At 63.4% G+C, this 22,556-nt stretch carries 24 protein-coding genes; 14 read left to right on the top strand and 10 right to left on the bottom strand.

The features are described 5' to 3' along the window. Positions 1–64 precede the first annotated feature (64 nt). On the bottom strand, positions 65–658 hold the full coding sequence (hisB, locus tag AC0L3U_RS11685; RefSeq protein WP_456766931.1) for an imidazoleglycerol-phosphate dehydratase HisB: 594 nt from the start codon (positions 656–658) through the stop codon (positions 65–67). 191 nt (positions 659–849) lie between these two features. On the opposite strand from hisB, the gene hslV reads away from it, so the two are divergent. Genes hslV through hslU form a run of 4 tightly spaced genes read left to right on the top strand, consistent with a single transcriptional unit; the run spans position 850 to position 3,868 of the window. After that, positions 850–1,410, top strand: coding sequence for an ATP-dependent protease subunit HslV (hslV, locus tag AC0L3U_RS11680; protein ID WP_354172020.1), 561 nt, complete (start codon positions 850–852; stop codon positions 1,408–1,410). A gap of 3 nt (positions 1,411–1,413) precedes the next feature. After that, complete coding sequence (locus tag AC0L3U_RS11675; protein WP_473361850.1) at positions 1,414–1,899, top strand: GNAT family N-acetyltransferase; 486 nt, start codon at positions 1,414–1,416, stop codon at positions 1,897–1,899. Next, entirely contained in the window at positions 1,896–2,513 is a 618-nt protein-coding gene (locus tag AC0L3U_RS11670; RefSeq protein WP_473361849.1) for a DUF2585 domain-containing protein, read from the top strand. The genes AC0L3U_RS11675 and AC0L3U_RS11670 overlap by 4 nt, the downstream gene beginning before the upstream one ends. A 50-nt stretch (positions 2,514–2,563) precedes the next feature. Further along, a complete protein-coding gene (gene hslU / locus AC0L3U_RS11665) occupies positions 2,564–3,868 on the top strand; it encodes an ATP-dependent protease ATPase subunit HslU (protein WP_473288224.1) in 1,305 nt (434 codons plus the stop codon). Between the two features lie 51 nt (positions 3,869–3,919). Here the strand turns inward: hslU and AC0L3U_RS11660 are convergent, their stop codons facing one another. Continuing rightward, positions 3,920–4,225 (bottom strand): DUF3892 domain-containing protein, encoded by a 306-nt coding sequence (locus tag AC0L3U_RS11660; RefSeq protein WP_473361848.1) that lies wholly within the window; start codon positions 4,223–4,225, stop codon positions 3,920–3,922. A 278-nt stretch (positions 4,226–4,503) separates the two neighbouring features. On the opposite strand from AC0L3U_RS11660, the gene AC0L3U_RS11655 reads away from it, so the two are divergent. Then, the gene (locus AC0L3U_RS11655) at positions 4,504–5,637 is read left to right on the top strand and encodes a hypothetical protein (protein ID WP_473361847.1); all 1,134 of its coding nucleotides are present in this window, start codon (positions 4,504–4,506) and stop codon (positions 5,635–5,637) included. A gap of 52 nt (positions 5,638–5,689) precedes the next feature. Here AC0L3U_RS11655 and AC0L3U_RS11650 read toward each other — a convergent pair whose 3' ends face one another. From AC0L3U_RS11650 to AC0L3U_RS11640, 3 genes are read right to left on the bottom strand one after another with little or no spacing between them, the layout of a single operon-like run. Next, positions 5,690–6,280, bottom strand: a complete 591-nt coding sequence (locus AC0L3U_RS11650; RefSeq protein WP_473361846.1) for a Smr/MutS family protein — start codon at positions 6,278–6,280, stop codon at positions 5,690–5,692. Then, positions 6,277–7,803: a murein transglycosylase A gene (gene mltA, locus AC0L3U_RS11645; RefSeq protein ID WP_473361845.1), complete on the bottom strand. Its 1,527-nt coding sequence runs from the start codon at positions 7,801–7,803 to the stop codon at positions 6,277–6,279. Before mltA ends, AC0L3U_RS11650 begins: the two co-directional genes overlap by 4 nt. After that, a complete protein-coding gene (locus AC0L3U_RS11640; protein WP_473345992.1) occupies positions 7,781–8,476 on the bottom strand; it encodes a Tim44/TimA family putative adaptor protein in 696 nt (231 codons plus the stop codon). The genes mltA and AC0L3U_RS11640 overlap by 23 nt, the downstream gene beginning before the upstream one ends. 414 nt (positions 8,477–8,890) lie before the next feature. On the opposite strand from AC0L3U_RS11640, the gene secB reads away from it, so the two are divergent. Then, positions 8,891–9,373 (top strand): protein-export chaperone SecB, encoded by a 483-nt coding sequence (gene secB, locus AC0L3U_RS11635; RefSeq protein ID WP_007598595.1) that lies wholly within the window; start codon positions 8,891–8,893, stop codon positions 9,371–9,373. Here the strand turns inward: secB and dnaQ are convergent. The 4 genes from dnaQ to AC0L3U_RS11615 are packed head-to-tail and all read right to left on the bottom strand — an operon-like array spanning position 9,370 to position 12,216. After that, positions 9,370–10,086 carry a DNA polymerase III subunit epsilon gene (gene dnaQ / locus AC0L3U_RS11630; RefSeq protein ID WP_219681898.1) on the bottom strand — a complete coding sequence of 239 codons (717 nt, stop codon included), beginning with the start codon at positions 10,084–10,086 and terminating at the stop codon, positions 9,370–9,372. The two genes, secB and dnaQ, sit on opposite strands and share 4 nt — an antisense overlap. A 28-nt stretch (positions 10,087–10,114) precedes the next feature. Next, positions 10,115–10,714, bottom strand: coding sequence for a dephospho-CoA kinase (coaE, locus tag AC0L3U_RS11625; protein WP_247285461.1), 600 nt, complete (start codon positions 10,712–10,714; stop codon positions 10,115–10,117). A 23-nt stretch (positions 10,715–10,737) separates the two neighbouring features. Then, entirely contained in the window at positions 10,738–11,346 is a 609-nt protein-coding gene (locus AC0L3U_RS11620; protein ID WP_473361844.1) for a Maf family nucleotide pyrophosphatase, read from the bottom strand. Between the two features lie 30 nt (positions 11,347–11,376). Next, positions 11,377–12,216, bottom strand: a complete 840-nt coding sequence (locus tag AC0L3U_RS11615) for a pyruvate, water dikinase regulatory protein (protein WP_027514822.1) — start codon at positions 12,214–12,216, stop codon at positions 11,377–11,379. Positions 12,217–12,282: 66 nt separating this feature from the next. On the opposite strand from AC0L3U_RS11615, the gene AC0L3U_RS11610 reads away from it, so the two are divergent. The 8 genes from AC0L3U_RS11610 to AC0L3U_RS11575 all read left to right on the top strand — a co-directional run bounded on the left by AC0L3U_RS11610 (position 12,283) and on the right by AC0L3U_RS11575 (position 21,312). Further along, positions 12,283–12,498 carry a hypothetical protein gene (locus AC0L3U_RS11610; protein WP_473288218.1) on the top strand — a complete coding sequence of 72 codons (216 nt, stop codon included), beginning with the start codon at positions 12,283–12,285 and terminating at the stop codon, positions 12,496–12,498. A 177-nt stretch (positions 12,499–12,675) separates the two neighbouring features. Next, complete coding sequence (gene hemJ, locus AC0L3U_RS11605) at positions 12,676–13,110, top strand: protoporphyrinogen oxidase HemJ (protein WP_027566249.1); 435 nt, start codon at positions 12,676–12,678, stop codon at positions 13,108–13,110. Between the two features lie 247 nt (positions 13,111–13,357). Further along, positions 13,358–14,623, top strand: a complete 1,266-nt coding sequence (gene rho / locus AC0L3U_RS11600) for a transcription termination factor Rho (RefSeq protein WP_007598612.1) — start codon at positions 13,358–13,360, stop codon at positions 14,621–14,623. Between the two features lie 311 nt (positions 14,624–14,934). Then, positions 14,935–16,293 (top strand): tRNA uridine-5-carboxymethylaminomethyl(34) synthesis GTPase MnmE, encoded by a 1,359-nt coding sequence (gene mnmE / locus AC0L3U_RS11595; RefSeq protein ID WP_473361843.1) that lies wholly within the window; start codon positions 14,935–14,937, stop codon positions 16,291–16,293. 445 nt (positions 16,294–16,738) lie between these two features. Then, a complete protein-coding gene (gene mnmG, locus AC0L3U_RS11590; RefSeq protein WP_473361842.1) occupies positions 16,739–18,619 on the top strand; it encodes a tRNA uridine-5-carboxymethylaminomethyl(34) synthesis enzyme MnmG in 1,881 nt (626 codons plus the stop codon). Positions 18,620–18,626: 7 nt separating this feature from the next. Continuing rightward, entirely contained in the window at positions 18,627–19,400 is a 774-nt protein-coding gene (gene rsmG, locus AC0L3U_RS11585; RefSeq protein WP_473361841.1) for a 16S rRNA (guanine(527)-N(7))-methyltransferase RsmG, read from the top strand. 29 nt (positions 19,401–19,429) lie between these two features. Further along, the gene (locus AC0L3U_RS11580; protein WP_007598621.1) at positions 19,430–20,284 is read left to right on the top strand and encodes a ParA family protein; all 855 of its coding nucleotides are present in this window, start codon (positions 19,430–19,432) and stop codon (positions 20,282–20,284) included. A 143-nt stretch (positions 20,285–20,427) separates the two neighbouring features. Then, positions 20,428–21,312, top strand: a complete 885-nt coding sequence (locus AC0L3U_RS11575; protein ID WP_473361840.1) for a ParB/RepB/Spo0J family partition protein — start codon at positions 20,428–20,430, stop codon at positions 21,310–21,312. A 180-nt stretch (positions 21,313–21,492) separates the two neighbouring features. On the opposite strand, the gene holA is transcribed toward AC0L3U_RS11575, so the two are convergent. Then, the gene (gene holA, locus AC0L3U_RS11570; protein ID WP_473361839.1) at positions 21,493–22,521 is read right to left on the bottom strand and encodes a DNA polymerase III subunit delta; all 1,029 of its coding nucleotides are present in this window, start codon (positions 22,519–22,521) and stop codon (positions 21,493–21,495) included. Between the last annotated feature and the right edge of the window lie 35 nt (positions 22,522–22,556).

The following is a 22,556-nucleotide window of genomic DNA, read 5'->3' as shown; positions in this document are numbered from 1 at the left end:
CGATGCCCCGTTCCCTAGGAATTCAGTGATACCGCAAGCGGCGCAGGCCGCGGGCCGAAAGATGTCAGCCGCCGAGCGAGCCCTTGGTGGACGGGATTTCGCCCACAGCCTTCGGATCGATCGCGACGGCGGTGCGCAGCGCCCGTGCCAGACCCTTGAAGCAGGACTCGGCGATATGGTGGCTGTTATCGCCATATAGGGTCTCGACGTGAAGAGTCACGCCCGCGTTCATGGCGAAGGCCTGGAACCACTCGCGCACCAGCTCGGTGTCGAACTCGCCGATCTTGTCGCGGGGGAAGTCGACCTTGAACACCAGGACCGGGCGGCCCGAGATGTCGATGACCACGCGCGACAGCGTCTCGTCCATGGGCATGTGCACGCCGGCATAGCGGGTGATGCCCGCCATGTTGCCGAGCGCCTGCTTGACGGCCTGGCCGAGCGCGATGCCGGTGTCTTCGGTGGTATGGTGATGATCGATGTGCAGATCGCCGACCGCCTTGACCGTGAGGTCGATGCGGGAATGGCGGGCGAGGAGATCGAGCATATGGTCGAAAAAGCCGATGCCGGTCGCGATATTGGACACGCCGGTGCCATCGAGGTTCACGGTGACCTCGATGTCGGTTTCCTTGGTCTTGCGCTTGATCGTCGCGGTGCGCATCAAAACTGGCTTTCATCCTCGTTCGGGGCCGAAAACGCCGGTCTTTTAACAGCCAAATGACGCCTTCGCTACTGCGGGAACGGCGGGCCGGGCCTCTACTTCTGCCTATGGTGAGCGAAATTGGTCCCGGAGCGGCCCGTTGTGCCCCCGCTCCCGACCGCCTAAATCAGCCCGGACAACGAGGATCATTCATGCAGGCTTCCCAGAACAGCTCGCCGGTCTGGCACGGCACCACGATTTTGACGGTCCGCAAGGGCGGCACGGTGGTGGTCGGCGGCGACGGCCAGGTCTCGATCGGCCAGACCGTGATCAAGTCCAACGCCAGGAAGGTCCGGAAACTCGGCAAGGGCGACGTCATCGGCGGCTTTGCCGGTGCCACGGCCGACGCCTTCACGCTGTTCGAGCGCCTGGAAGCCAAGCTCGAGCAATATCCGGGGCAATTGACCCGGGCCGCCGTCGAGCTCGCCAAGGACTGGCGCACCGACCGTTATTTGCGGCGGCTGGAAGCCATGATGATCGTGGCCGACAAGGACGTCTCCCTGGTGCTGACAGGCACCGGCGACGTGCTGGAGCCCGAAGCCGGCGTGATGGCGATCGGCTCCGGCGGGAATTACGCGCTGGCGGCCGCCCGCGCCCTGCTCGACACCGACAAGGACGCCGAGACCATCGTCCGCCGCTCCCTCGACATCGCCGCCGACATCTGCGTCTACACCAACCGCAATGTGACCGTCGAAGCGCTGTCGGCCGGGTAGGCCATGGCCCTCGCCTACACCTTCCGCCCGATGACCGCGGCCGATCTGCCGCTAATCCGGCGATGGCTGGGCGAGGCACATGTGCGGGAATGGTGGGGCGATCCGGACGAGCAGTTCGCGCTTGTCGGCGGCGACCTCGATGAGCCCGACATGGACCAGTTCATCGTGTTGGCCGGCAGCCGGCCGTTCGGCTATCTTCAATGCTACCGCCTGACCGCCTGGAATACGGGTCTTGGGCCGCAACCGGAGGGCACGCGTGGCATCGATCAGTTCATCGGCGAAAGCGACATGATCGGGCGCGGGCACGGTTCGGCATTCATCCGCCAATTCGCCGACGCGCAGTTGCGGCAGGGCCTGCCGCGCATCGTCACTGATCCTGATCCGCTCAACGCGCGCGCCGTGCGTGCCTATGAGAAGGCCGGCTTTGTCCGCGAGCGCATGGTCGAGACGCCCGACGGGCCGGCACTCCTGATGGTACGCGAGCCATGACGCTGGCAACCACGCATGAGAGCAAGGCCGCGTTTCCACCGCTCGCCTGGGTCGGCATCGCGCTGCTGCTGCTGGCGATGCAGGCCTCGATCCTGCTTGCGATGGGCCGGGTGCCGATCTGCACTTGCGGCTATGTCAAGCTGTGGCATGGCGTGGTGAACAGCTCGGAGAATTCGCAGCACATCGCCGACTGGTACACCTTCTCGCACGTCCTGCACGGGTTCCTGTTCTATGGACTGACCTGGCTGCTGTTCGCGCGACTGCCGTTCCTGTCTCTGTCCTGGCCCGCGCGCCTGATCATCGCGATGCTGATCGAAGGTGCCTGGGAGATCGTCGAGAACTCGCCTTTCATCATCGAACGCTACCGCGCCGGAACGATCTCGCTGGATTATTTCGGCGACAGCATCGTCAATTCGGTTTCTGACAATCTGTCCATGATGCTGGGTTTCCTCGCCGCGCGCCTGCTGCCTGTATCGGTGACCGTCCTGCTCGGGCTCGCCTTCGAAATCATGCTGGCGCTCCATATTCGCGACAATCTGACGCTCAATATTTTGATGCTGATCCATCCGGTCGAGGCCGTGAAACAATGGCAATCGGGTCCGCCGATCATCTGACGCAAAAAAGCGGCTTGTCCCGCCCCGCATCTGTCCCTAGCTAAGGTCCCATGACAGACTTTTCTCCCCGCGAAATCGTTTCCGAACTCGACCGTTTCATCGTCGGCCAGGCCGATGCCAAGCGCGCCGTCTCGATCGCGCTACGCAACCGCTGGCGGCGACAGCAGCTCGAAGGCTCCTTGCGCGAAGAGGTGCTGCCGAAGAACATTTTGATGATCGGCCCGACCGGCGTCGGCAAGACCGAGATCGCGCGGCGGCTCGCCAAGCTTGCCAACGCGCCGTTCCTGAAGGTCGAGGCGACGAAATTCACCGAGGTCGGCTATGTCGGCCGCGACGTCGAGCAGATCGTGCGCGATCTCGTCGAGGTCGCGATCGCCCAGGTCCGCGAGCGCAAGCGCAAAGACGTGCAGGCACGCGCGCAGCTCGCCGCCGAGGAGCGCGTGCTCGATGCCCTGGTCGGCGCCAATTCCAGCGCCGCGACGCGTGACTCGTTCCGCAAGAAGCTGCGCGCGGGCGAGCTCAACGACAAGGAAATCGAGATCGAAACGCAAGGCGGCGGCAGCGGCTTTCCGATGTTCGAGATCCCGGGCATGCCCGGCGCGCAGATGGGCGCGGTTTCGATCGGCGACATCTTCGGTAAGCTGGGCGGACGCAGCAAGACGCGGCGGCTGACGGTGGAGAGCTCGCACGAGATCCTGGTCAACGAGGAATCCGACAAGCTGCTCGACAGCGATCAGTTGACGATGGAGGCGATCAGCGCGGTCGAGAACAACGGCATCGTGTTCCTGGACGAGATCGACAAGATCTGCGCCCGTGAAGGCCGCGCCGGCGGCGACGTCTCGCGCGAGGGCGTGCAGCGCGACCTGCTGCCGCTGATCGAGGGCACCACCGTCTCGACCAAGCACGGCGCGGTGAAGACCGACCACATTCTGTTCATTGCCTCCGGCGCCTTCCACGTCGCAAAACCGTCCGATTTGTTGCCGGAATTGCAGGGCCGCCTGCCGATCCGCGTCGAGCTGCAGGCGCTGACCCGCGACGACATGCGCCGCATCCTGACCGAGCCCGAGGCTTCGCTGATCAAGCAATATGTCGCGTTGATGCAGACCGAGGGCGTCACGCTCGACATCACCGACAACGCCATCGACGCGCTGGCCGACGTCGCGGTCGCCGTGAATTCCACCGTCGAGAACATCGGCGCGCGGCGGCTGCAGACCGTGATGGAGCGGGTGCTGGACGAGATCTCCTTCACCGCCCCCGACCGCAGCGGCGAGACCGTGCGGGTCGACGCCGATTTCGTGCAGAAGCACGTCGGCGACCTCGCAAAGAACGCGGATCTGAGCCGGTTCATTTTGTAAGCAGAAAGTCCCGGCGCTTATGTCGGGCCTTTCGTTGTTACTGACGGAGTGTCAGGGACACTCAGGCAGGCTCAAGAGATTGTTGCGCGTGTCGTCATCGCCTTCGGTGCGCAAATACTTATTGCCGAAGCGGCTGACACCGACTTCGACCCCAACTGCCTTGGTCGAACCGGGAAGCGAAACATAAAAGCTCCACTCTCTGCGCTCGATCATCGCGATGGCCTGCTCTTGCGTGATCTTCCACTGACTAGAGCCGTAGCCACCGACGTGGGTGATCCGCTCGAACGGATTCGGGCGATCGCGTTTATTCACACAGCGGATTTGCGCCGTCTGGGGTCTGGTTTGCGGACTGGTCATTCTTCTCTCCTATTGAGAGCTGGGCTTGACCACCGACTCCACCCATGATTCCATGAGGTGCTTAGACAGCCTGTTCCGCGCCCAGCTCGGGATGCGGGTCAGAAGCTTTGAAGCCGTTGGGTCTAGCCACCCGACGGCTTCGCCGCTTCTGAGGGTCCCGGGATGGTATCGGCGAACGCTATATCGTCAATATGTAGTGGTGAAAAGAATCCTGTGGCCCACATATTGACTCCAAAGCCTTTCGGAGTCCGATCGCGCCGATTCCCTAGGAGCGCCGCTTGAGCGCGGTACTGGCCAACCTGCGCCAAAACCCCTGGCGCATCCTGCTCGCGGTCAACGCGACGGTCATCGTCGGCGTCTTCGTTCACAAGATCCAGCTGCCGCCTTACGTCCCCTACATCCACCTCCTCGTCGACTATCATTTCGGCTTCATCAAGCGCGCGCTGATCGGGGCCATCGTCGCCCTGTTCACCGACAAGGTGCCGGTATGGCTGGTGTTCGCGCTCGGCGGCGCGACATGGCTGGCGACGCTGGGACTGTACGCAAGACTATTTCAGAAGACGTTCGGCTTCACCGCGAAGACATTGCCGCTATTCGTCTTCATCGCGGGCTCGCCGTTCTTCCTCAAGAACTTCATGCACACGCTCGGGCATTTCGACATCTATGGCTGCGCGCTGGCGATCATCCTGCTGCTGGTGCCGGCGGGATCGCTGCTGTTCGTGGCGCTGGCTGCGCTGTTCTCGATCATTCTCGTCCTGATCCACCACATCCATCTCCTGATGTATGTGCCGACCATCATCACCATCGTCGTGATCAGGCACTATCTGACGCACGGCTGCGATCGCACCAATGTCGCGTTCGGCATCATTGCCTTGGTTGCCGTCTCCGCGCTGTTCTTCGCCGCGCAATTTTGGGGAACGATGCCGATCCCGGAGCCGGATTTCGTTGCCTATTTGAAGAGCCGGATGGCCGATCCGTCGCGGACCGACCTGCTGCAGTTTGCCTACATCTGGTATCAGCCGCTGGCCAAGGAGATTTCCGACACCTGGGGCCGCCTGCCCCACAACATTCTCGGCGTGCCCGTGTTCGTGCTGCTGATCTGGCTGCACACACCGCTGTGGCGCTATTTTGCGAACCTGATCGCTGCGCTCGCAAGCGACACGCATCGCCGTCTCGTGATCGCGGCGCTGATCGGCATCAGCCTCGCCTGTCTCGTGATGTTCGCGATGGTGTTCGACTATTCGCGCTGGATCTCGAACTGGGCGGTCTGCATGTTCCTGATCCTGCACGCGGTGAAGATGCTGCCCGCAGCGCGCGAGATGCCGCTGATTCCGGCCGAGGATCGGAAGACAAATATCTTCGGTCTGATCCTCACGCTGATCCCGCGCGTCGGAATCGTGCGGCCTTTCTAGCCAAGCATGATCCGGTCGGAAAACCGGGGCCCACTTTTCCGGATCATGCTTCCTAATATCTCGCTCGCCTGATCCGCACGTAAAGCGCGCCCTCGCCGCCATGGCCGATGCCGGCTTCCTCGAACCCCACGACGAAGGCGCGGAATTCCGGCAGGCTCAGCCATTCCGGCACCTGACGGCGCAGCACGCCGCTTTCGCCGCCGCTTCGGCCCTTGCCGGTGATGACGAGCACGAAGGTCAGGCCGTCATGATGGGCGCGGTGCAGGAAGCCGGTCAGTGCGCGATGGGCGCGCATCTGGGTCATGCCGTGCAGATCGAGCCGCGCCTCGATCTCGCTACGCCCGCGCGACAGCTTTGTGCGCTCGCGTTTGCCGAGCGGCGCCAGCGGCGGCACGGCCGGCTTCGCTGCACGCGGTGCCGGGGCAGCGGCAATCGGACGTGGCGATGACGTAGGCCGCATGGCGGGCGCCGCAGGGGAAGGCTCGGTGCGCGGTGCGGCCTGCACCTTGGCGGCACGATGCTTCCTCAGCGGCTTGACCTGCTTGGCGATCGCATCCCACAGCGCGCGCTCTTCCTCGCTCAGCGCGCGACGGCGCGGCGAGGGACGAGGCTCCAGCACGGGCGGACGGGACGATCGCTTCATTGCTGCCGATGGGAACGATTTTTCACCGGCCGCCGCGGCTCCTGAACTGGCTCGATCACGGGACGCGGCACCGGTAGCGGGACTGGACCGGCGACAGCGACCGTCTCGCTCGTGCTTTGCGCCACGGCTGCCGCCGGCTTGTCCTTCGCGGTCTCCGTTTGCGGAAACAGCTTTGCGATCTTCTCCGAAGGCCTGGGGTCCGGCACCGGGAGCCGCGCGCCGCGCGCTGTGGGATCAAGGCCCTTCGGCACCAGCATCACGAAATGCATGGCATGGCGCAGTCGACCGGAGACGCGGCCGGCCTCCTGACCCGCGCCGAAATAGAGATCGGCGCGCGCGGGCCCGATGATGGCCGAGCCGGTGTCCTGCGCGATCATCAACCGATGAAACGGCGTCTTCGCGCGTTCGGACTCGATCGGCAGCTCGCCTTCGATGAAGAACGGCGTGCCGTAGACGTGCAGCGATTTGTCCACCGCGATCGAGCGGCCGGCCGTCAGAGGGATACCTTGCGCACCGACCGCCTCCTCCTTGTCGGACAGATTGACCTCGCGGAAGAAGATGTAGGAGCGGTTCTGGCGCCGCAGCTCCTTGGCGCCGTCGGGAGTCTGGGCCATCCACTCCCTGATCTTCTGCATCGACATCTCTTCCTTCGGAATGATGCCGCGCTCGATCAGGATGCGACCGACCGCTGTATAGGGATAGCCGTTGTAGGCGTCGTAGTTCAGCCGGACCGTGCCGCCGTCGTCGAACTTGATCCGCGCCGAGCCCTGGATCTGGGCGAACAGCAGATCGGTCGGGTCCTTCAGCCAGGCAATCTCGAGTCCGCGGCCGGCGATCTTGCCATCCTCGATCTCGGCGCGGTCGTAATAGGGCACGAGCTTGCGGCGGCCGATCTTGCGATAGACCGGGCCCTTGTTGGGCAGGCTGACCGAATCCTGCTTGTAGCCGCGCACGAACAGGTTCGACGGGCGGCGATAGACCGGGACGTTGTAGACGTCGGTCTGCGTGCGCGATCCCTCCAGCACCGGCTCGTAATAGCCGGTGACGAAACCGTCGGGCTCGCCGAGGCGAGATATCCGCAGCGGCGCAAAATTCTCCTCGAAGAAGGTCTTGGCGCTGGCGTCGTCGGTAGGTTCGAGCGATTTGGCGGCCCGGCAGGGTTCGGCCAGCGAGGCGCCCAAAGCCTTGGGCTCGGGCGCGCCGGTCTGCGCGCTGATCGGACGGCAGCTGGCGCGAAAGGTCTTATAGGCGGCGAGATGATTGTCATCGCCCCAGCCCTTCACGTCGGCCCAGGCCAGCGGCAGATATTGCGCGCCGGGAATCTCGAACGGCAGCGGAAGCTGCGGATACGGCAAGGCGCGCGGCGGCGCGGCAGGCAATTCCGGGAGATGATGATGATGGCTGCGATAGTGGCGCCGCGCCGCCTCGGCGCCGAGTGAAAACGACGACAGCGCGACGGCACCTGCGCAAAGCGCCGTCGCGCTGGTCTTCAGGAAAGCCTTAATTCGCGCTTCCGGTGCCAACCAGCTTCCAGTTCGGATCGCGAGAGGTGATGTCGCGGGCGAAAGTCCAGATGTCGGTGATGTCGGCGACCGTGTCGGCGCTGCCGTCGACGATGTTGCCGGCCTTGTCCCGGGTGGCCGAGATCATCTGCGAGACGAAGCGGATCGTGAGCTGGGCGGTGCGGTCGCGCAGCTCGGCGCCGACGAGCTCGGCCTTGTCGATCGAGACAAAGCGCGTCTCGGTCTTCTGCTCGTTCTTCTCGCGCTCCTTGATCGCGGCATCGAAGCTGTCATAGACCTCCGACGACAACAGGTCTTTCAGCGAACGGCGGTCGCCATTGGCAAAGGCCAGCACGATCATCTCATAGGCGCCGCGGGCGCCGGAGATGAAATGGCGCGGATCGAAGGTGGAATCCTTTTCGACGATGGAGTCGAGGCCCTGGGCGAGCACGGTGCCCGGCTCGGTCAGGCCCTTCCAGCGGTCGGAGGGCGGGGCCGGCTCGGCCGTCGGCGCCAAGGGGGCCTGGTCGATGACCTTGCCCGGCATGGTGACGACGTTCTTGTCCTGGGCACCCTGGAGCGCGTTGCGGTCGAACGGCGGCCGCTCGTTGCCGGTGCGCTGCCCCAGCACGCTGCGCAGCCTCAGAAAGATGAAGACCGCCAGCGCCAGGAAGATGATGGTGTAGATGTCCACGTCGTATTCGCTTTCTGGTCGTCTGTAGAAGGGGCCGTTCGAAGGGGTCGTGCCGGGAAAATCGATCCGGCCAGTAGACCGTTCCATACCGGAACGGCAAGTCTACATCACCATTTCGGGTCCGCGCGTCAGGTCCGTGGGATGTAGGCACGAAATCTTGCCCGGCCAATGGCGCCTTTTGGCACAGCACCGAGTGTAGCGCGTTTTATGCTTAAGAGGAAACCCGATCCTGCCCGGAAATCGCGCATCTTCAATCGTTTAAGCCGCGGTTACGCCGGATCGACGGGGTGAACGCCGCGGTTGTGGCCGTGGCCGGAATTCCCCATCCGGGACCGTTCGTCCTTGTGGAACGAGGTAGCCCTATGTTAGCCAACCGCCGCGAAATTCAGCCCAATCGGGTAAGGAGACACTCTTATGACCAACGGTAACGGCACCCCTCCCGAGGCGGCCCAGGCTCCCCAGCTCAACGTCCTGGCGCAATATACCAAGGACCTCTCGTTCGAAAATCCGAACGCGCCCAGCTCGCTCCAGCAGCAGAGCCAGCCGCCCCAGATCAACATCCAGATCAATGTCAGCGCCAACAATCTCAGCGAACAGGAGTTCGAGGTGACGTTGTCGGTCGAGGGCAAGGCCGAGACCGCCGGCAAGATCATGTTCTCGTTCGAGCTCGCTTATGCCGGCGTGTTCCGCATCTCCAACGTGCCGAAGGATAATTTGCATCCGCTGGTCATGATCGAATGCCCGCGCCTGCTGTTCCCGTTCGCCCGTGAGATCATCGCCACTGCCGTGCGCGACGGCGGATTCCCGCCTTTGATGCTGGATCCGGTCGATTTCGTCGGGCTCTATCGTCAGAACATGGAGCGGCAAATGGCCGCTCAGCCGAGCGGCCAAGCCTAACCAGCCGAAGCGACAGCTGGAGCGGGCAGAAACTCGTTCCAGATCGCCTTGTCGCCGAGCGTTGCGATGAAGGCCCGGTGGGCCTCGCGCTCGGCGTCTGAAATCCGCGGAGTGAGCGGCGCCGGCCGTTGCCGCCGAGGCGCATCGGCAGCCCCATTCGCGCGAGTCTCCTCAGATTCTGAAGCCAGCAGCAGCTGCGATTGCCGCGCCCCGACCAGATCCACATAGACTTCCGCAAGCAGCTCGGCGTCGAGCAACGCGCCGTGCTTGGTGCGGCGTGAATTGTCGATCGCATAGCGCGAGCAGAGATCGTCGAGCCGGTTCGACACGCCGGGATGCTTGCGCCGGGCCAGCAGCAGCGTATCGACCAGCCGCTCGCGCGGGATCGCCGGGCGCTTGATCCGGTCGAGCTCGGCATTGATGAAGCTGATGTCGAACGAGGCATTGTGGATCACCAGCGGCGCGTCGCCGATGAACTCCAGAAAATCGTCGACGACCTCGTGAAACAGCTGCTTCGTCGCCAGAAACTCGGCCGACAGCCCATGCACGGCAAAGGCTTCTGCCGGCATATCCCTCTCAGGATTGATGTAGACGTGGAAGCTCTGCCCCGTCGGCATGCGATTGAGCATCTCGACGCAGCCGATTTCGACCAGGCGATCTCCCCGCAGCGGGTCGAGGCCGGTGGTTTCGGTGTCGAGAACGATTTCGCGCATGATCTGAGAAGCCGTGTAACGCGGCGAATCAGGCTCGCCGCTGCGGCATCTTAACGACCTCGGCCAGGATGTGCGCGATTTGGGCGCGCACCGGATCAAGTCCGTGCGACGTATCCACCACGAAATCGGCACGCCTGCGCTTTTCCGCATCGGGTGTCTGCTTGGCGATGATGGCGTCGAGCTTGGCCTCGTCCATCGTGCCGCGCGCCAGCACCCGCTCGCGCTGCAGTTCCGGAGACGTCGTCACCACGACCACGGCATCGACCCGCGTCTCGCCACCAGTCTCGAACAGCAGCGGAATGTCCAGCACCACGACCGGCGCGTTGGCGGCTTCGGCGTCGGCGAAGAATTTTTTCCGGGAAGCGCCGAGCATCGGATGGACGATCTGCTCGAGCTGCTTGATGGCGGCAGCATCGTGCACCACACGCGCCGACAGTTTTGGCCGATCGACCTTGCCGTTCGCGGTGGTGCCGGGGAAGGCCGCCTCGATCGCGGGCGCGGCCTCGCCCTCATAGAGCTGATGGACGGCGGCATCGGCATCGTAGACGGGGACGCCAGCTTCCGCGAATAATTTCGCGGTGGTGGATTTGCCCATCCCGATCGAGCCGGTCAGTCCCAGGATCCGCATCAGCGTCCAGCCATCTCTGCCATTCACACCGCAACTAGCCGCTCGCGCCGCAGGAACGCAAGCAGCGGCAGCAGCGGCAGACCGAGGATGGTGAAGTGATCGCCCTCGATACGCTCGAACAAATGGATGCCCAGGCTTTCGAGCTGATAGCCGCCGACGCTGGTGGTGACGGCATCGCCGGCGATGTCGAGATAGGCCGAAAGCTCGGCCTCGGTCATCTGCCGCATGGCGAGGCGCGCGACCGAGACGTCCTCAAAGATGATCTCACCGTTACGTGCGATCGCCACCGCGGAATTCAGCTCATGACTATGGCCGGAGAGATCGCGCAGTTGCGCCAACGCCTGGGCGCGGCCCGCAGGTTTGTTGAAGAGGCGATCGCCAAGCGCCAGCGTTTGATCGGCACCGATGACGGTGCTTCCGGCGTGATGGGCCGAGACTGCCTTGGCTTTTTCGCGCGCCAGCAGCAGCGCAATCTCGCGCGGACCAGAAAGCCCGGAGGCGGCCTGGATGCCGCGCTCGTCGATATCAGCCGTGATCGCCTTGAACTCGAGCCCGGCATTGGCCAGCAGCATCTTTCGCGCGCTGCTCTGCGAGGCCAGGATCAACGAAGATTTGCCGAGCCACAGGCCCATCGCAAAATTATTCCCAAGTCTATTACGAGGCTATTCAGAAGGCCGGTTACGCTGACGATCACTATAGAGTTTCATGATCGCCGCGGCGGTTTCCTCGATCGAGCGCCGCGTGACGTCGAGCAGCGGCCAATCGTGCTTGGCGCTCAGCTTGCGGGCAAATGCGACCTCTTCGGCGACCGACTGCTTGTCGGTATAGGTGTCGCTGCTGGAATCGGCGCCCATGGAGAGCAGACGGTTCGTGCGCACCTGAATCAACCGTTCCGGCGTCGCATGCAAGCTCACCACCAGCGGTCGCGTCAACGTTTCCAGTTGCGAGGGCACCGGAATGCCTGGAACCAGCGGGACGTTGGCGGTGCGGATGCCGCGGTTGGCGAGGTAGATCGAGGTCGGGGTCTTGGAGGTGCGGGAGACACCGACGAGGACCACGTCCGCATCATCGAGCCCTTCGACATGCTGGCCGTCATCGTGGATCATCGTGTAGTTCAACGCGTCGATGCGCTTGAAGTATTCGGCATTGAGGACGTGCTGGGCGCCGACCCGGCCGGTCGTGGCAGCTCCGAGATACGCCTCGAACAACTGCATCACCGGGCCGATGATCGACAGGCTCGGAACATTGATCCCCTTGCACTTGTCCTCGAGTCTGGCGACCAGATCCTTCTCGAGCAGCGTGAACAGCACGATTCCCGGTGCTTCCTCGATCTCGTCGAGCACGCGATCAAGCTGTTTCTGACTGCGCACCAACGGATAGACGTGCTCGACCGGGGTCACGTTGGCGTACTGGGCGGCAACGGCGCGCGCCACCGTGATCAGCGTCTCACCGGTGGAGTCGGAGACGAGGTGCAGATGGAAATAATTGCTCGAGGTCGGCACAAAAGCCCTTTGTATGAAACCGGTGTGGTTTGTGGATTTCTGTGGAGCTTAACCCCTTGGAAAGGGATGTGCGACACCGGGGGCGGGACAAGTGCCAATTTTCTTCACACCACTGCCCCTGAGAACAACTTCGACGCCCTGCCGAAAGGGAAACGGGATTGCGTCGATAACCCTCTTGATAAGCTGCCGACAGAAACGCGCAAGCCTTTGAAGCTGACCGACTTATCGAAAGCGGCCAGAGCGATCAGGGATATGTTGATGGATGTGAACAAGCGCGTGTGAACGGGCGGACGGAAATGTGTGAGTCCAATTCACCGTCACATAGACTCAAACCTTAAGAATCTAAGATTCTTATTGGAGAAGGGCGCTACGGACGGATATGTGTGCAGGCAAGACCTTAACGACTCCTTACTATCCCCAGCGTTCCCTCTCGGCTGGGCAGGAATCCGGACCTCAGACATGTTTGAAGACGTCTACCTCTGGATCAAGGCGCTGCATGTGATCGCCGTCATCTCCTGGATGGCGGGCATGCTCTATTTGCCGCGGCTGTTTGTTTATCATTGCGAGGCCGAAATCGGCTCGAAGCAGTCGGAAACGTTCAAGACCATGGAACGGCGGCTGTTCAAGGCGATCATCAACCCCGCCATGATCGTGACCTGGCTCGCCGGGCTTTATCTCGCCTGGGCTGGACACTGGTTCACTTTCGGCTGGCTGCACGTAAAACTGGCACTGGTCTTGGCTATGTCCGCGGTCCACGGCTTTTTTTCGCGCTGGTTGAAGGATTTCGCGGCGGACCGGCGCCCCCGAAGCCAGAAATTTTATCGTATTATCAACGAGGTACCGACTGCCCTGATGATTCTGATCGTCATCATGGTGATCGTGAAGCCGTTCTAGGCAGCGGTCGCCAACAATCGCTCAGTGCTTCTGCTTGCGGAGTGTGAGGCGATTTTCTATATTAGCGATATCCCACCCAACGCAGGCGGATGTGGTCGTGTCTGAGCTTTCCAGAGGCCGGACACCCCATCAGGTTTGAAGCCTCACCGGCGCTCTCCTTGCCAGACCTGCGGACCTTACCTTTTCGCGTCCGCATTTCAGAGCCTCCTCGCACCCCCCTCCCAGGTTACCCCACAGGACCACCCCAATGCGGGAAATCAAACTCCAGGACCTCAAGTCGAAGACGCCGGCCGAGCTCGTCTCGTTCGCGGAAGAGAATGGGGTCGAGAATGCCAGCACCATGCGCAAGCAGGAGCTGCTGTTCGCTATCCTCAAGCAGCTTGCGCTCGCCGAGACCGACATTGTCGGCGAAGGCGTCGTCGAGGTTCTCTCCGACGGCTTCGGCTTCCTCCGCTCGCCCGATGCGAATTATCTGCCGGGCCCGGACGACATCTACGTTTCGCCCTCGCAGATCCGCCGTTTTGGCCTGCGCACCGGCGACACCATCGAAGGCCACATCCGCAGCCCGAAAGAGGGCGAGCGCTATTTCGCGCTGCTGAAGGTCAACACGCTCAATTTCGAGGACCCGGAAAAGGCCAAGCACAAGGTCAATTTCGACAACCTCACGCCGCTGTTTCCGAATCAGCGCTTCCGCATGGAAATCGACGATCCGACGCGGAAAGACCTGTCTGCAAGGGTGATCGACATCGTCGCGCCGATCGGCAAAGGCCAGCGCGCGCTGATCGTGGCGCCGCCGCGCACGGGCAAGACCGTGCTGATGCAGAACATCGCGCACTCGATCGCGCATAATCATCCCGAGTGCTATCTGATCGTGCTCCTGATCGACGAACGTCCGGAAGAAGTCACGGACATGCAGCGCTCGGTGAAGGGCGAGGTCGTCTCCTCGACCTTCGACGAACCGGCGGTGCGCCACGTCCAGGTCGCCGAGATGGTGATCGAGAAGGCCAAGCGTCTGGTCGAGCATGGCCGCGACGTCGTGATCCTGCTGGACTCCATCACGCGCCTCGGCCGCGCCTACAACACCGTGGTGCCGTCATCCGGCAAGGTGCTGACCGGCGGTGTCGATGCCAACGCGCTGCAGCGGCCGAAGCGCTTCTTCGGCGCTGCCCGCAACATCGAAGAGGGCGGCTCGCTGACGATCATCGCGACCGCGCTGGTCGATACCGGCAGCCGCATGGACGAAGTCATTTTCGAAGAGTTCAAGGGCACCGGCAACTCCGAGCTGATCCTCGACCGCAAGGTTTCGGACAAGCGGACCTTCCCGGCGATCGACATTTCACGCTCCGGCACCCGCAAGGAAGAGCTGATCACGGATCCGGTGGTCCTGAAGAAGATGTACGTGCTCCGCCGCATCCTGAATCCGATGGGGACGATGGACGGAATCGACTTCCTGCTCGACAAGCTTCGCTCGACCAAGAGCAATTCCGAGTTCTTCGACTCGATGAACACCTGATTGCAGTGCAGCATGATCAAAGGGCGCCTTCGGGCGCCCTTTTTCGTTGTGCGGCTTTGCTGCAGCGAAGGTGCAGCATGGTGGGGTGTTTGCCGCTTGGAGCGGATCTCTCCTAACATATTGATACGATTTGAAAATAGCGAAATCGAGGGACATATCCCATTCCGTTGGAAGTGGTTCTTGCAGCAGCCGCTCGCGAATTTATTGCGTCGCAACATCGGCTTTGCTGCGGGAATTGGTGCAGCATAATCGCGCGATTTGTCTGCCAAAACGGATATTTGCCTTTTCTCTTTCAGCCGGACAAATAGGCCATGCATCCGCGAGACCAGACCATCTTTGCGCTGTCGTCCGGCCGTCCGCCGAGCGCGCTCGCGGTGGTGCGCGTCTCCGGGCCAAGCGCCAGCCTGGTGCTGACGACGCTGGCGGGCAAGCTGCCGGCGCCGAGACAGGCCAGCCGCCGGCTCCTTCATGACGGCGCGGGCCGGCCGATCGACGATTCGGTGGTGCTGTGGTTTCCAGGGCCCGCCAGCGCGACCGGCGAGGACGTCGCCGAATTTCACGTCCATGGCGGGCGCGCGGTGCTGGCCGCACTCTTTGCCGCCATTTCCGTAATTCCGAAAACGCGCGCCGCCGAGCCCGGCGAATTCACCCGGCGCGCCTTCGAGAACGGCAAGCTCGACCTGACCGAGGCGGAGGGCCTCGACGATCTCATTCACGCCGACACCGACCGCCAGCGGCGCCAGGCGTTACGGCAGTTGCAGGGTCTCCTCGGCGATCGCGCGCGCGACTGGCGCGAGCGCATCATCGAGGCCTCGGCCTTGATAGAGGCCGGCATCGATTTCTCCGACGAGGGCGATGTGCCCGCCGAGTTGCTGGCGCCTGCGGTCAAGGCGATCAGTGCGCTGCTTGACGAAATCACAGAAGTTCTTGCGGCACAGGGACAAGCTGAACGTTTGCGCGACGGCCTGGTGGTTGCGATCGCGGGTGAGCCGAATGTCGGCAAGTCGACCCTGATCAACCAGCTCGCGCGCCGCGACGTGGCGATCGTCTCGCCGCATGCCGGCACGACGCGCGATGTGATCGAGGTGCAGCTCGATCTCGATGGTTATCCCGTCACGGTGATCGACACCGCCGGCATTCGCGAGACCGACGATCCGGTGGAGCAGGAGGGTGTGCGCCGGGCGCGAGCCCGGGCCGAGGATGCCGACCTCGTGTTGTGGCTGGTGGAGGGTGGGCGCGCTGTCGATCCGGCCGCTATACCGTCGCTGGGGAAGTCCGGCAACGCAGGCGCTCGCTCCGGCGGCTCGGTCTGGATCGTGCGCAACAAGATCGATCTCGGCGGGGTCGAGGCGGTCGGACCGGGTGGTGAGTTCGGAATCGCGGCGAGCCGGGGGGACGGCATTCCCGAGCTGGTCGATGCCCTCGTGAAATTTGCCGCCGAGTTTTTCGGAACGACCGAGGGGGCGTTGGTGACCCGGGCCCGGCAGCGGGATCTGCTGCGCCGGGCAGCGGACAGCTTGCGCCGGAGTCTTGAGCTAGTACAAGAGGGCGAGGAGCTTGCCGCCGAAGAGCTGCGCGCGGCCGCCTATGCCTTGGGCCGGCTACTGGGTCGCGTGGATGTCGAAGACGTCCTGGGGGCCATTTTCCAGAAATTCTGTGTTGGGAAGTAGCGCTAGTTCTTCATTGTAGAACTAACCTTTGTTCCACTTCTTGGTGTTTCACGTGAAAACAGGGCCAGCTCGGTTCCGAGAGGTTTCACGTGAAACACTCATCGACTGAGTCGCTGGTTGGTGCGCGGGGGCCACTGCAAGCGGTAACACCTTAGGAGCGGGTGCGCGGAAAGGTCTTGGATTGCGTCGGTTCCGCTCGCAGGGCTTTGGGGTACTTTCCTGCCGTCGTGGTCCGATCGCCGACCCGTCCGGGCTTTCAGACCACGCCTTTTCCCCTCGTGGCCCGTTTTTCTCTCACAAAAAACGACAACGTTTCCAAGGGCCACTCTACTGTGCATGGGGTTGTTTTCGCGGAAAGGCTCCGCTTTGCCCCGTTTCACGTGAAACAACCGCCTCTCCAGTTTTCCTCTTCCGGCTTCCCCGCCTGTGAGTTAGAAGTCCGCCCATGCGAACAGAGCGAGAGAGCTTCGACGTCATCGTGATTGGCGGCGGCCACGCCGGCTGTGAGGCCGCTTCTGCCTCTGCCCGGATGGGCGCGGCCACGGCCCTGGTGACGCATCGTTTCTCCACCGTCGGCGCGATGTCCTGCAATCCCGCCATTGGCGGTCTCGGCAAGGGCCATCTGGTTCGCGAGGTCGATGCGCTCGATGGTCTGATGGGCCGGGTCGGCGATGCCGGTGGCATCCAGTTTCGCGTCCTCAATCGCCGTAAGGGCCCGGCGGTGCGTGGACCGCGCGCGCAGGCCGACCGGAAGCTCTATGCCGCCGCAATGCAGGCGGCGATCCGGGAGACAGAGGGTCTTTCCGTCGTCGAAGGCGAGGCGGACGAGCTGATCGTGGTCGAGGGACGGGTGATCGGTCTGCGCCTGGCGGATGGCCGCGAACTTCGGGCAGGGGCTGTCGTCGTCACCACCGGCACCTTCCTCCGCGGACTGATCCATCTTGGCGAGAAGAACTGGCCGGCCGGCAGGGTCGGCGAGGCGCCTGCGATGGGCCTTTCGACCTCGTTCGAGCGCGCCGGATTTACCCTTGGACGGCTCAAGACGGGCACTCCGCCGCGGCTCGATGGCTCGACGATCGACTGGTCCGCGGTCGAGATGCAGCCGGGGGACGAGCCTCCGGAGCCGTTTTCGGTAATGACCGAGCGGATCACGACGCCACAGATCCAGTGCGGGATCACCCGGACCAATTCCGCCACCCACGACGTGATCCGGGCCAATGTCCATCGCTCTCCGATGTACTCGGGCCAGATCAAGAGCTCTGGCCCGCGCTATTGCCCCTCCATCGAGGACAAAATCGTTCGCTTCGGCGATCGCGACGGTCACCAGATCTTCCTGGAGCCGGAAGGGCTCGACGATAGCACCGTCTATCCCAACGGCATCTCGACCTCGCTGCCGGAGGAAGTTCAGCTCGCCATCCTCGCAACCATTCCCGGCTTGGAGCGGGTGAAGATGGTCCGGCCGGGCTATGCCATCGAATACGATCACATCGATCCCCGTGAGCTCGATCCGACCCTCCAGACCAAGCGTTTGCGCGGCCTGTTCCTGGCCGGGCAGATCAATGGCACCACCGGGTACGAGGAAGCTGCCGGCCAGGGCATCGTTGCAGGGTTGAACGCAGCATTGGCTGCGAGCGGCGCCGCGCTGACGGTGTTCGACCGGGCCGATGGCTATCTCGGCGTGATGATCGACGACCTCGTCACCCGCGGCATCAGCGAACCCTATCGGATGTTCACCTCCAGGGCCGAGTACCGGCTGACGCTGCGTGCGGACAACGCAGACCAGCGTCTAACCGAGAAGGGCATCGCGTTGGGATGCGTTGGAAGCGCTCGGACCGCGCATCATCGCGCCAAGATGGACGCGCTGAATGCGGCTCGAGCGCTCTCGAAGTCGCTGACGATCACCCCGAACGAGGCCATCAAGCATAGTCTCACCCTGAACCGGGACGGTCAGCGGCGGTCGGCCTTCGAGCTGATGGCCTATCCCGACATCGGCTGGAGTCAGGTCCGTGCGATCTGGCCGGAGCTCGCTGCCATTGATCCCGTCATTGCCACCCATCTCGAGATCGACGCGAAATACGATGTCTATCTGGAGCGCCAGAGCGCCGACGTTGAAGCCTTCAGGCGGGACGAGGGGATGGTGCTGTCGGACGTCGATTACCAGCAGGTCCCCGGTCTCTCCAACGAGGTGCGGGCCAAGCTGGAGAAGGCGCGGCCGTTCACCGTTGGCCAAGCCGGCCGAATCGACGGCATGACGCCAGCCGCGCTCGGCATCCTTGCGGCCTATCTTCGCCGCGAAGCGCGGAAGACTTCCAAAGCAATCGCATAGGTTTCACGTGAAACAGCGCGAGCCGGGCGGCGGCAGATCGTCATCAGGAAAACCTTCGGCGGGTGAGGGCGCCGGTCGTCGCTCCGAACCGGCGCCGACCAAGCCGAAGATCGACAAGGCCAGCGCCAACGATCGATCGTTGGACGCCGTCATCGCGGCCGACAAGATTGCGGCGCTCAAGCTTGCGCCCGTTTCACATGAAACCGAAACCCGGCTCGATCGCTACATCGCGCTGCTGCGGGAGTGGCAGGCCAAGACCAATCTCGTCGCGCCCTCGACATTGCCGCATCTCTGGACCCGGCACATCGCCGACTCGCTTCAGCTCGTCGCTCTCGCCCCATCAGCCAAGCGCTGGGCCGACCTCGGCAGCGGCGGCGGCTTTCCCGGCGTCGTCCTGGCCTGCGCCATGGCGGGGACGGCCGGGGCGAGCGTCCATCTGGTTGAGCGAATCGCCAAGAAGGCAGCCTTCCTGCGCGAAGCCATCCGCGTCACTACATCTCCGGGGGTCGTACATCTCGCTGAGATCGGGGATAATGTGGATAGAATCACCGGCCCGGTCGATTGCGTCACCGCGCGTGCGCTGGCTCCGCTACATCAACTCATCGGCTTTGCGGAGCCGCTGATGCGCCAGGGCGCAAAAGCGTTGTTTCTCAAAGGTCAAGATGTAGAGTCTGAATTGACCGAAGCTACTAAATATTGGAATATTCAGCCGCAGCTCCACCAAAGCCGTACAGGCGACGGTTGGATCGTCGAGCTGGCTTCCGTCGAACGGCGCGGGTGAGGCGTCAGGGGCCGAGTGGGGAATTTGCGATGAGCGTGATTGACGAACCGCAGCAAGAACAGACCGCCGCCGTCCCGCAGGGCCATCCGCGCATCCTGGCGCTGGCGAATCAGAAGGGCGGTGTGGGAAAAACAACTACGGCGATCAATCTCGGCACGGCGCTCGCTGCGATCGGCGAACGTGTTCTGATCGTCGATCTCGATCCGCAGGGCAACGCCTCGACCGGACTCGGCATTGATCGCCGCAACCGCTCCTGCTCGACCTATGACGTTCTGGTGGGCGAGGCGAGCCTGCGGGAAGCGGTGGTGTCGACGGCAGTGCCGCGGCTGCATATTGCGCCCTCGACCATGGATCTCTCCGGTCTCGAGCTCGAGCTCGGCACCACGCCCGGTCGTGCGTACAAGCTGCGTGACGCGATCAGCGCGCTCAACAACAATGTCTCGCCCGACGCCGATTACACCTACGTGCTGATCGACTGTCCGCCCTCGCTCAATCTGATCACCGTGAACGCGATGGCGGCTTCCGACGCGATCCTGGTGCCGCTGCAGTGCGAATTCTTCGCGCTCGAAGGTCTGTCGCAATTGCTGCAGACGGTGGAGCAGGTGCGCTCGACGCTCAATCCGAACCTGTCGATCCACGGCATCGTGCTGACCATGTTCGACTCCCGCAACAATCTCTCGAACCAGGTCGTTGCCGACGTCCGGCAATTCATGGGCGAGAAGGTCTACAAGACCATGATCCCGCGCAACGTGCGCATCTCCGAGGCGCCGTCCTACGGCAAGCCGGTGCTGGTCTACGATCTCAAATGCGTCGGCAGCGAAGCTTATCTGCGGCTCGCCACCGAAGTGATCCAGCGCGAGCGCGAGCTGCGAACGACGCATTAGAGAGGTGCTGTAGGGTGGGCAAAGGCGTCTTCGCCGTGCCCACCATCTTCCGCACATGACTAACTGGTGGGCACGCTTCGCTTTGCCCACCCTACTACAATTCAGTTCTGGAGTGCTGCAGCGTGAATCCAAGGGAGCTGGCGATGGCCGATGAAGCGCGTTCGCGACTGGGCCGGGGTCTTGCGAGTCTGATCGGTGACGTCGGCGGCGAGGCTCAGCATGTCGATCGCCCGCGCGCGCAACGCAAGGTGCCGATCGAGTTCATCAAGCCCAATCCGCGCAACCCGCGCCGGACCTTTTCGGAAAGCGAGCTCAGGGAGCTCAGCGATTCGATCAGGCAGCATGGCGTGATCCAGCCGATCGTGGTGCGCCCGGTGAAGGGTGCGCAGGACCGCTTCGAGATCATCGCCGGCGAGCGGCGCTGGCGCGCGTCGCAAATGGCCGGCCTGCACGAAGTGCCGATCGTCCCCGTCGACATCAGCGACAGCGATGCGCTGGAGTTCGCGATCGTCGAGAACGTGCAGCGCGAAGACCTCAACCCGATGGAAGAGGCGCTCGGCTATCACGCGCTCGCCGACGAGTTCAAACGCAGCCAGGACGACATTGCCAAAGTCGTCGGCAAGAGCCGCAGCCACATCGCCAACATGATGCGGCTGACGAAGCTTCCAGCCGAGGTGCAGGCCTTGATCACGAGCGGCGAGTTGACCGCTGGTCATGCACGCGCGCTGATCGGCGTGCCTGATCCGGTCGCCGCTGCCAAGCGCATCGTCGAAGAGGGCCTCAACGTCCGCCAGACCGAGGCGCTGGCGCATGAAGAGGGCGTGCCGGAGCGAAAGCCGCAGAAGGCACGCACGGGGGCGAAGGAAAAGGACCCCGACACGGTCGACCTCGAGAAGCGCGTCAGCGACGCGCTCGGGCTCAAGGTCACAGTGAACCACCGCGACCCCGGCGGCTTGGTCCAGATCAACTACCGCAACCTCGATCAGCTCGACGAGGTGATGCGACGGCTGGCGAAGGGCGCGGTGTAGCCGCTTGGTGTCGTCCTGGCGAAAGCCAGGACCTCATGCCGATCCACACGTCATTGCGAGCGCAGCGAAGCAATCCAGAATCTTTCCACGGAGAGATTCTGGATTGCTTCGTCGCAAGGGCTCCTCGCAATGACGAGGGGAGAGAGACTCGCTCGCAATGATGTGGACAGAGCGGGACGCTCAGCCCCGCCGCTTCGCGTTTGCGGCGATCGACATCAGCGTGCGCTGGGCGATGGCGGCGGCGAGGGTGGATTGCTTGCGGGTGTCGAGCGCGGCGGTCGCGAGCTGCTCGATGATGACGGCGAGCCGCGCCACGCTGAAATTACGCAGTGCGGTTTCGACCGCGGGCTTTCGCGAAAAATGCAGGCGCGGATAACCGCTGTCGAGCACGGCGGAAGCGGGGGTGCCGTCGGCGATCGCGAGCGCCGATTTGTGCAGCCACGCCGCCTGGCGCTGCGCCGCGGAGATGATCATGCCAGGATAGGTGCCGGCGATCATGGCTTTGGCAAACTCGTTCTCTACGATCTCGGGCCGGCCGGCGAAGGCGCCATCGACGATCGGATCGAGTTTCAGCTCCGACGCATCGGCGACCACGGCCATCACGTCATCCAGCGTGATCTCGCCCTTGCCGTGGGCATAGAGCGTGAGCTTGCGCAGCTCGTTGCGCGAGGCCTGCCGGTCGCCGCCGAGGAACGACATCAGCGCCGCGCGGGCGTCCTGCGCGATGCGCAAATTGGCGATGCGGAGCTCGTCTTCCATCAGCTTGGCGAGGTCGCGCTCGGTATCGGGATAACAAGCGATCGCGACGGCCGTCTTGGCGCGTTCGCAGGCCTTGCGCAGTGGCGATTCCGGGCGCAGCTCACCGGCCTCGATCACGATGCGGCAATCCCTGACGCCCATCTCCGCCAGCGTGTCGATAGCACTGGCAAAGCTGCGCGAGCCGGCGCGCACGCGGATGGCGCGGCGGCCGCCGAACAGCGGCACCGTCATGGCCTCGTCGACGAGGCGCGACGGCTCGGCGGAGAGCTCGTCGCCATCGACCTTGACCAGCGAGAATGGATCGTTGGGATCGTCGACAGCCGAGGCGATCAGCGCATCCGCGCGTTCGCGGACCAGTCCGGCGTCAGGACCGTAGAGCAGGATGATCGGACGGCCCGCATCGGGGCGGGCGAGATAGGCGTCGATCTCTTTTCCGCGCAGCGCGACCATGGTGCCTGGGATTCGTCAGTCCGGGCGAACCGGGA

The sequence above is a fragment of the Bradyrhizobium sp. Kon69 genome (genome assembly GCF_055807515.1).
The sequence above is the reverse complement of the archived record's forward strand: the minus strand, read 5'-3'. Positions and strand labels throughout refer to the sequence as shown.

Coding starts and splice junctions, on each gene's coding strand:
- hisB (WP_456766931.1), bottom strand. CDS start 658: ATGCGCACCGCGACGATCAAGCGCAAGACCAAGGAAACCGACATCGAG.
- hslV (WP_354172020.1), top strand. CDS start 850: ATGCAGGCTTCCCAGAACAGCTCGCCGGTCTGGCACGGCACCACGATT.
- AC0L3U_RS11675 (WP_473361850.1), top strand. CDS start 1,414: ATGGCCCTCGCCTACACCTTCCGCCCGATGACCGCGGCCGATCTGCCG.
- AC0L3U_RS11670 (WP_473361849.1), top strand. CDS start 1,896: ATGACGCTGGCAACCACGCATGAGAGCAAGGCCGCGTTTCCACCGCTC.
- hslU (WP_473288224.1), top strand. CDS start 2,564: ATGACAGACTTTTCTCCCCGCGAAATCGTTTCCGAACTCGACCGTTTC.
- AC0L3U_RS11660 (WP_473361848.1), bottom strand. CDS start 4,225: ATGACCAGTCCGCAAACCAGACCCCAGACGGCGCAAATCCGCTGTGTG.
- AC0L3U_RS11650 (WP_473361846.1), bottom strand. CDS start 6,280: ATGAAGCGATCGTCCCGTCCGCCCGTGCTGGAGCCTCGTCCCTCGCCG.
- secB (WP_007598595.1), top strand. CDS start 8,891: ATGACCAACGGTAACGGCACCCCTCCCGAGGCGGCCCAGGCTCCCCAG.
- dnaQ (WP_219681898.1), bottom strand. CDS start 10,086: ATGCGCGAAATCGTTCTCGACACCGAAACCACCGGCCTCGACCCGCTG.
- coaE (WP_247285461.1), bottom strand. CDS start 10,714: ATGCGGATCCTGGGACTGACCGGCTCGATCGGGATGGGCAAATCCACC.
- AC0L3U_RS11620 (WP_473361844.1), bottom strand. CDS start 11,346: ATGGGCCTGTGGCTCGGCAAATCTTCGTTGATCCTGGCCTCGCAGAGC.
- AC0L3U_RS11610 (WP_473288218.1), top strand. CDS start 12,283: ATGTGCGACACCGGGGGCGGGACAAGTGCCAATTTTCTTCACACCACT.
- hemJ (WP_027566249.1), top strand. CDS start 12,676: ATGTTTGAAGACGTCTACCTCTGGATCAAGGCGCTGCATGTGATCGCC.
- rho (WP_007598612.1), top strand. CDS start 13,358: ATGCGGGAAATCAAACTCCAGGACCTCAAGTCGAAGACGCCGGCCGAG.
- mnmE (WP_473361843.1), top strand. CDS start 14,935: ATGCATCCGCGAGACCAGACCATCTTTGCGCTGTCGTCCGGCCGTCCG.
- mnmG (WP_473361842.1), top strand. CDS start 16,739: ATGCGAACAGAGCGAGAGAGCTTCGACGTCATCGTGATTGGCGGCGGC.
- AC0L3U_RS11580 (WP_007598621.1), top strand. CDS start 19,430: ATGAGCGTGATTGACGAACCGCAGCAAGAACAGACCGCCGCCGTCCCG.
- AC0L3U_RS11575 (WP_473361840.1), top strand. CDS start 20,428: ATGGCCGATGAAGCGCGTTCGCGACTGGGCCGGGGTCTTGCGAGTCTG.
- holA (WP_473361839.1), bottom strand. CDS start 22,521: ATGGTCGCGCTGCGCGGAAAAGAGATCGACGCCTATCTCGCCCGCCCC.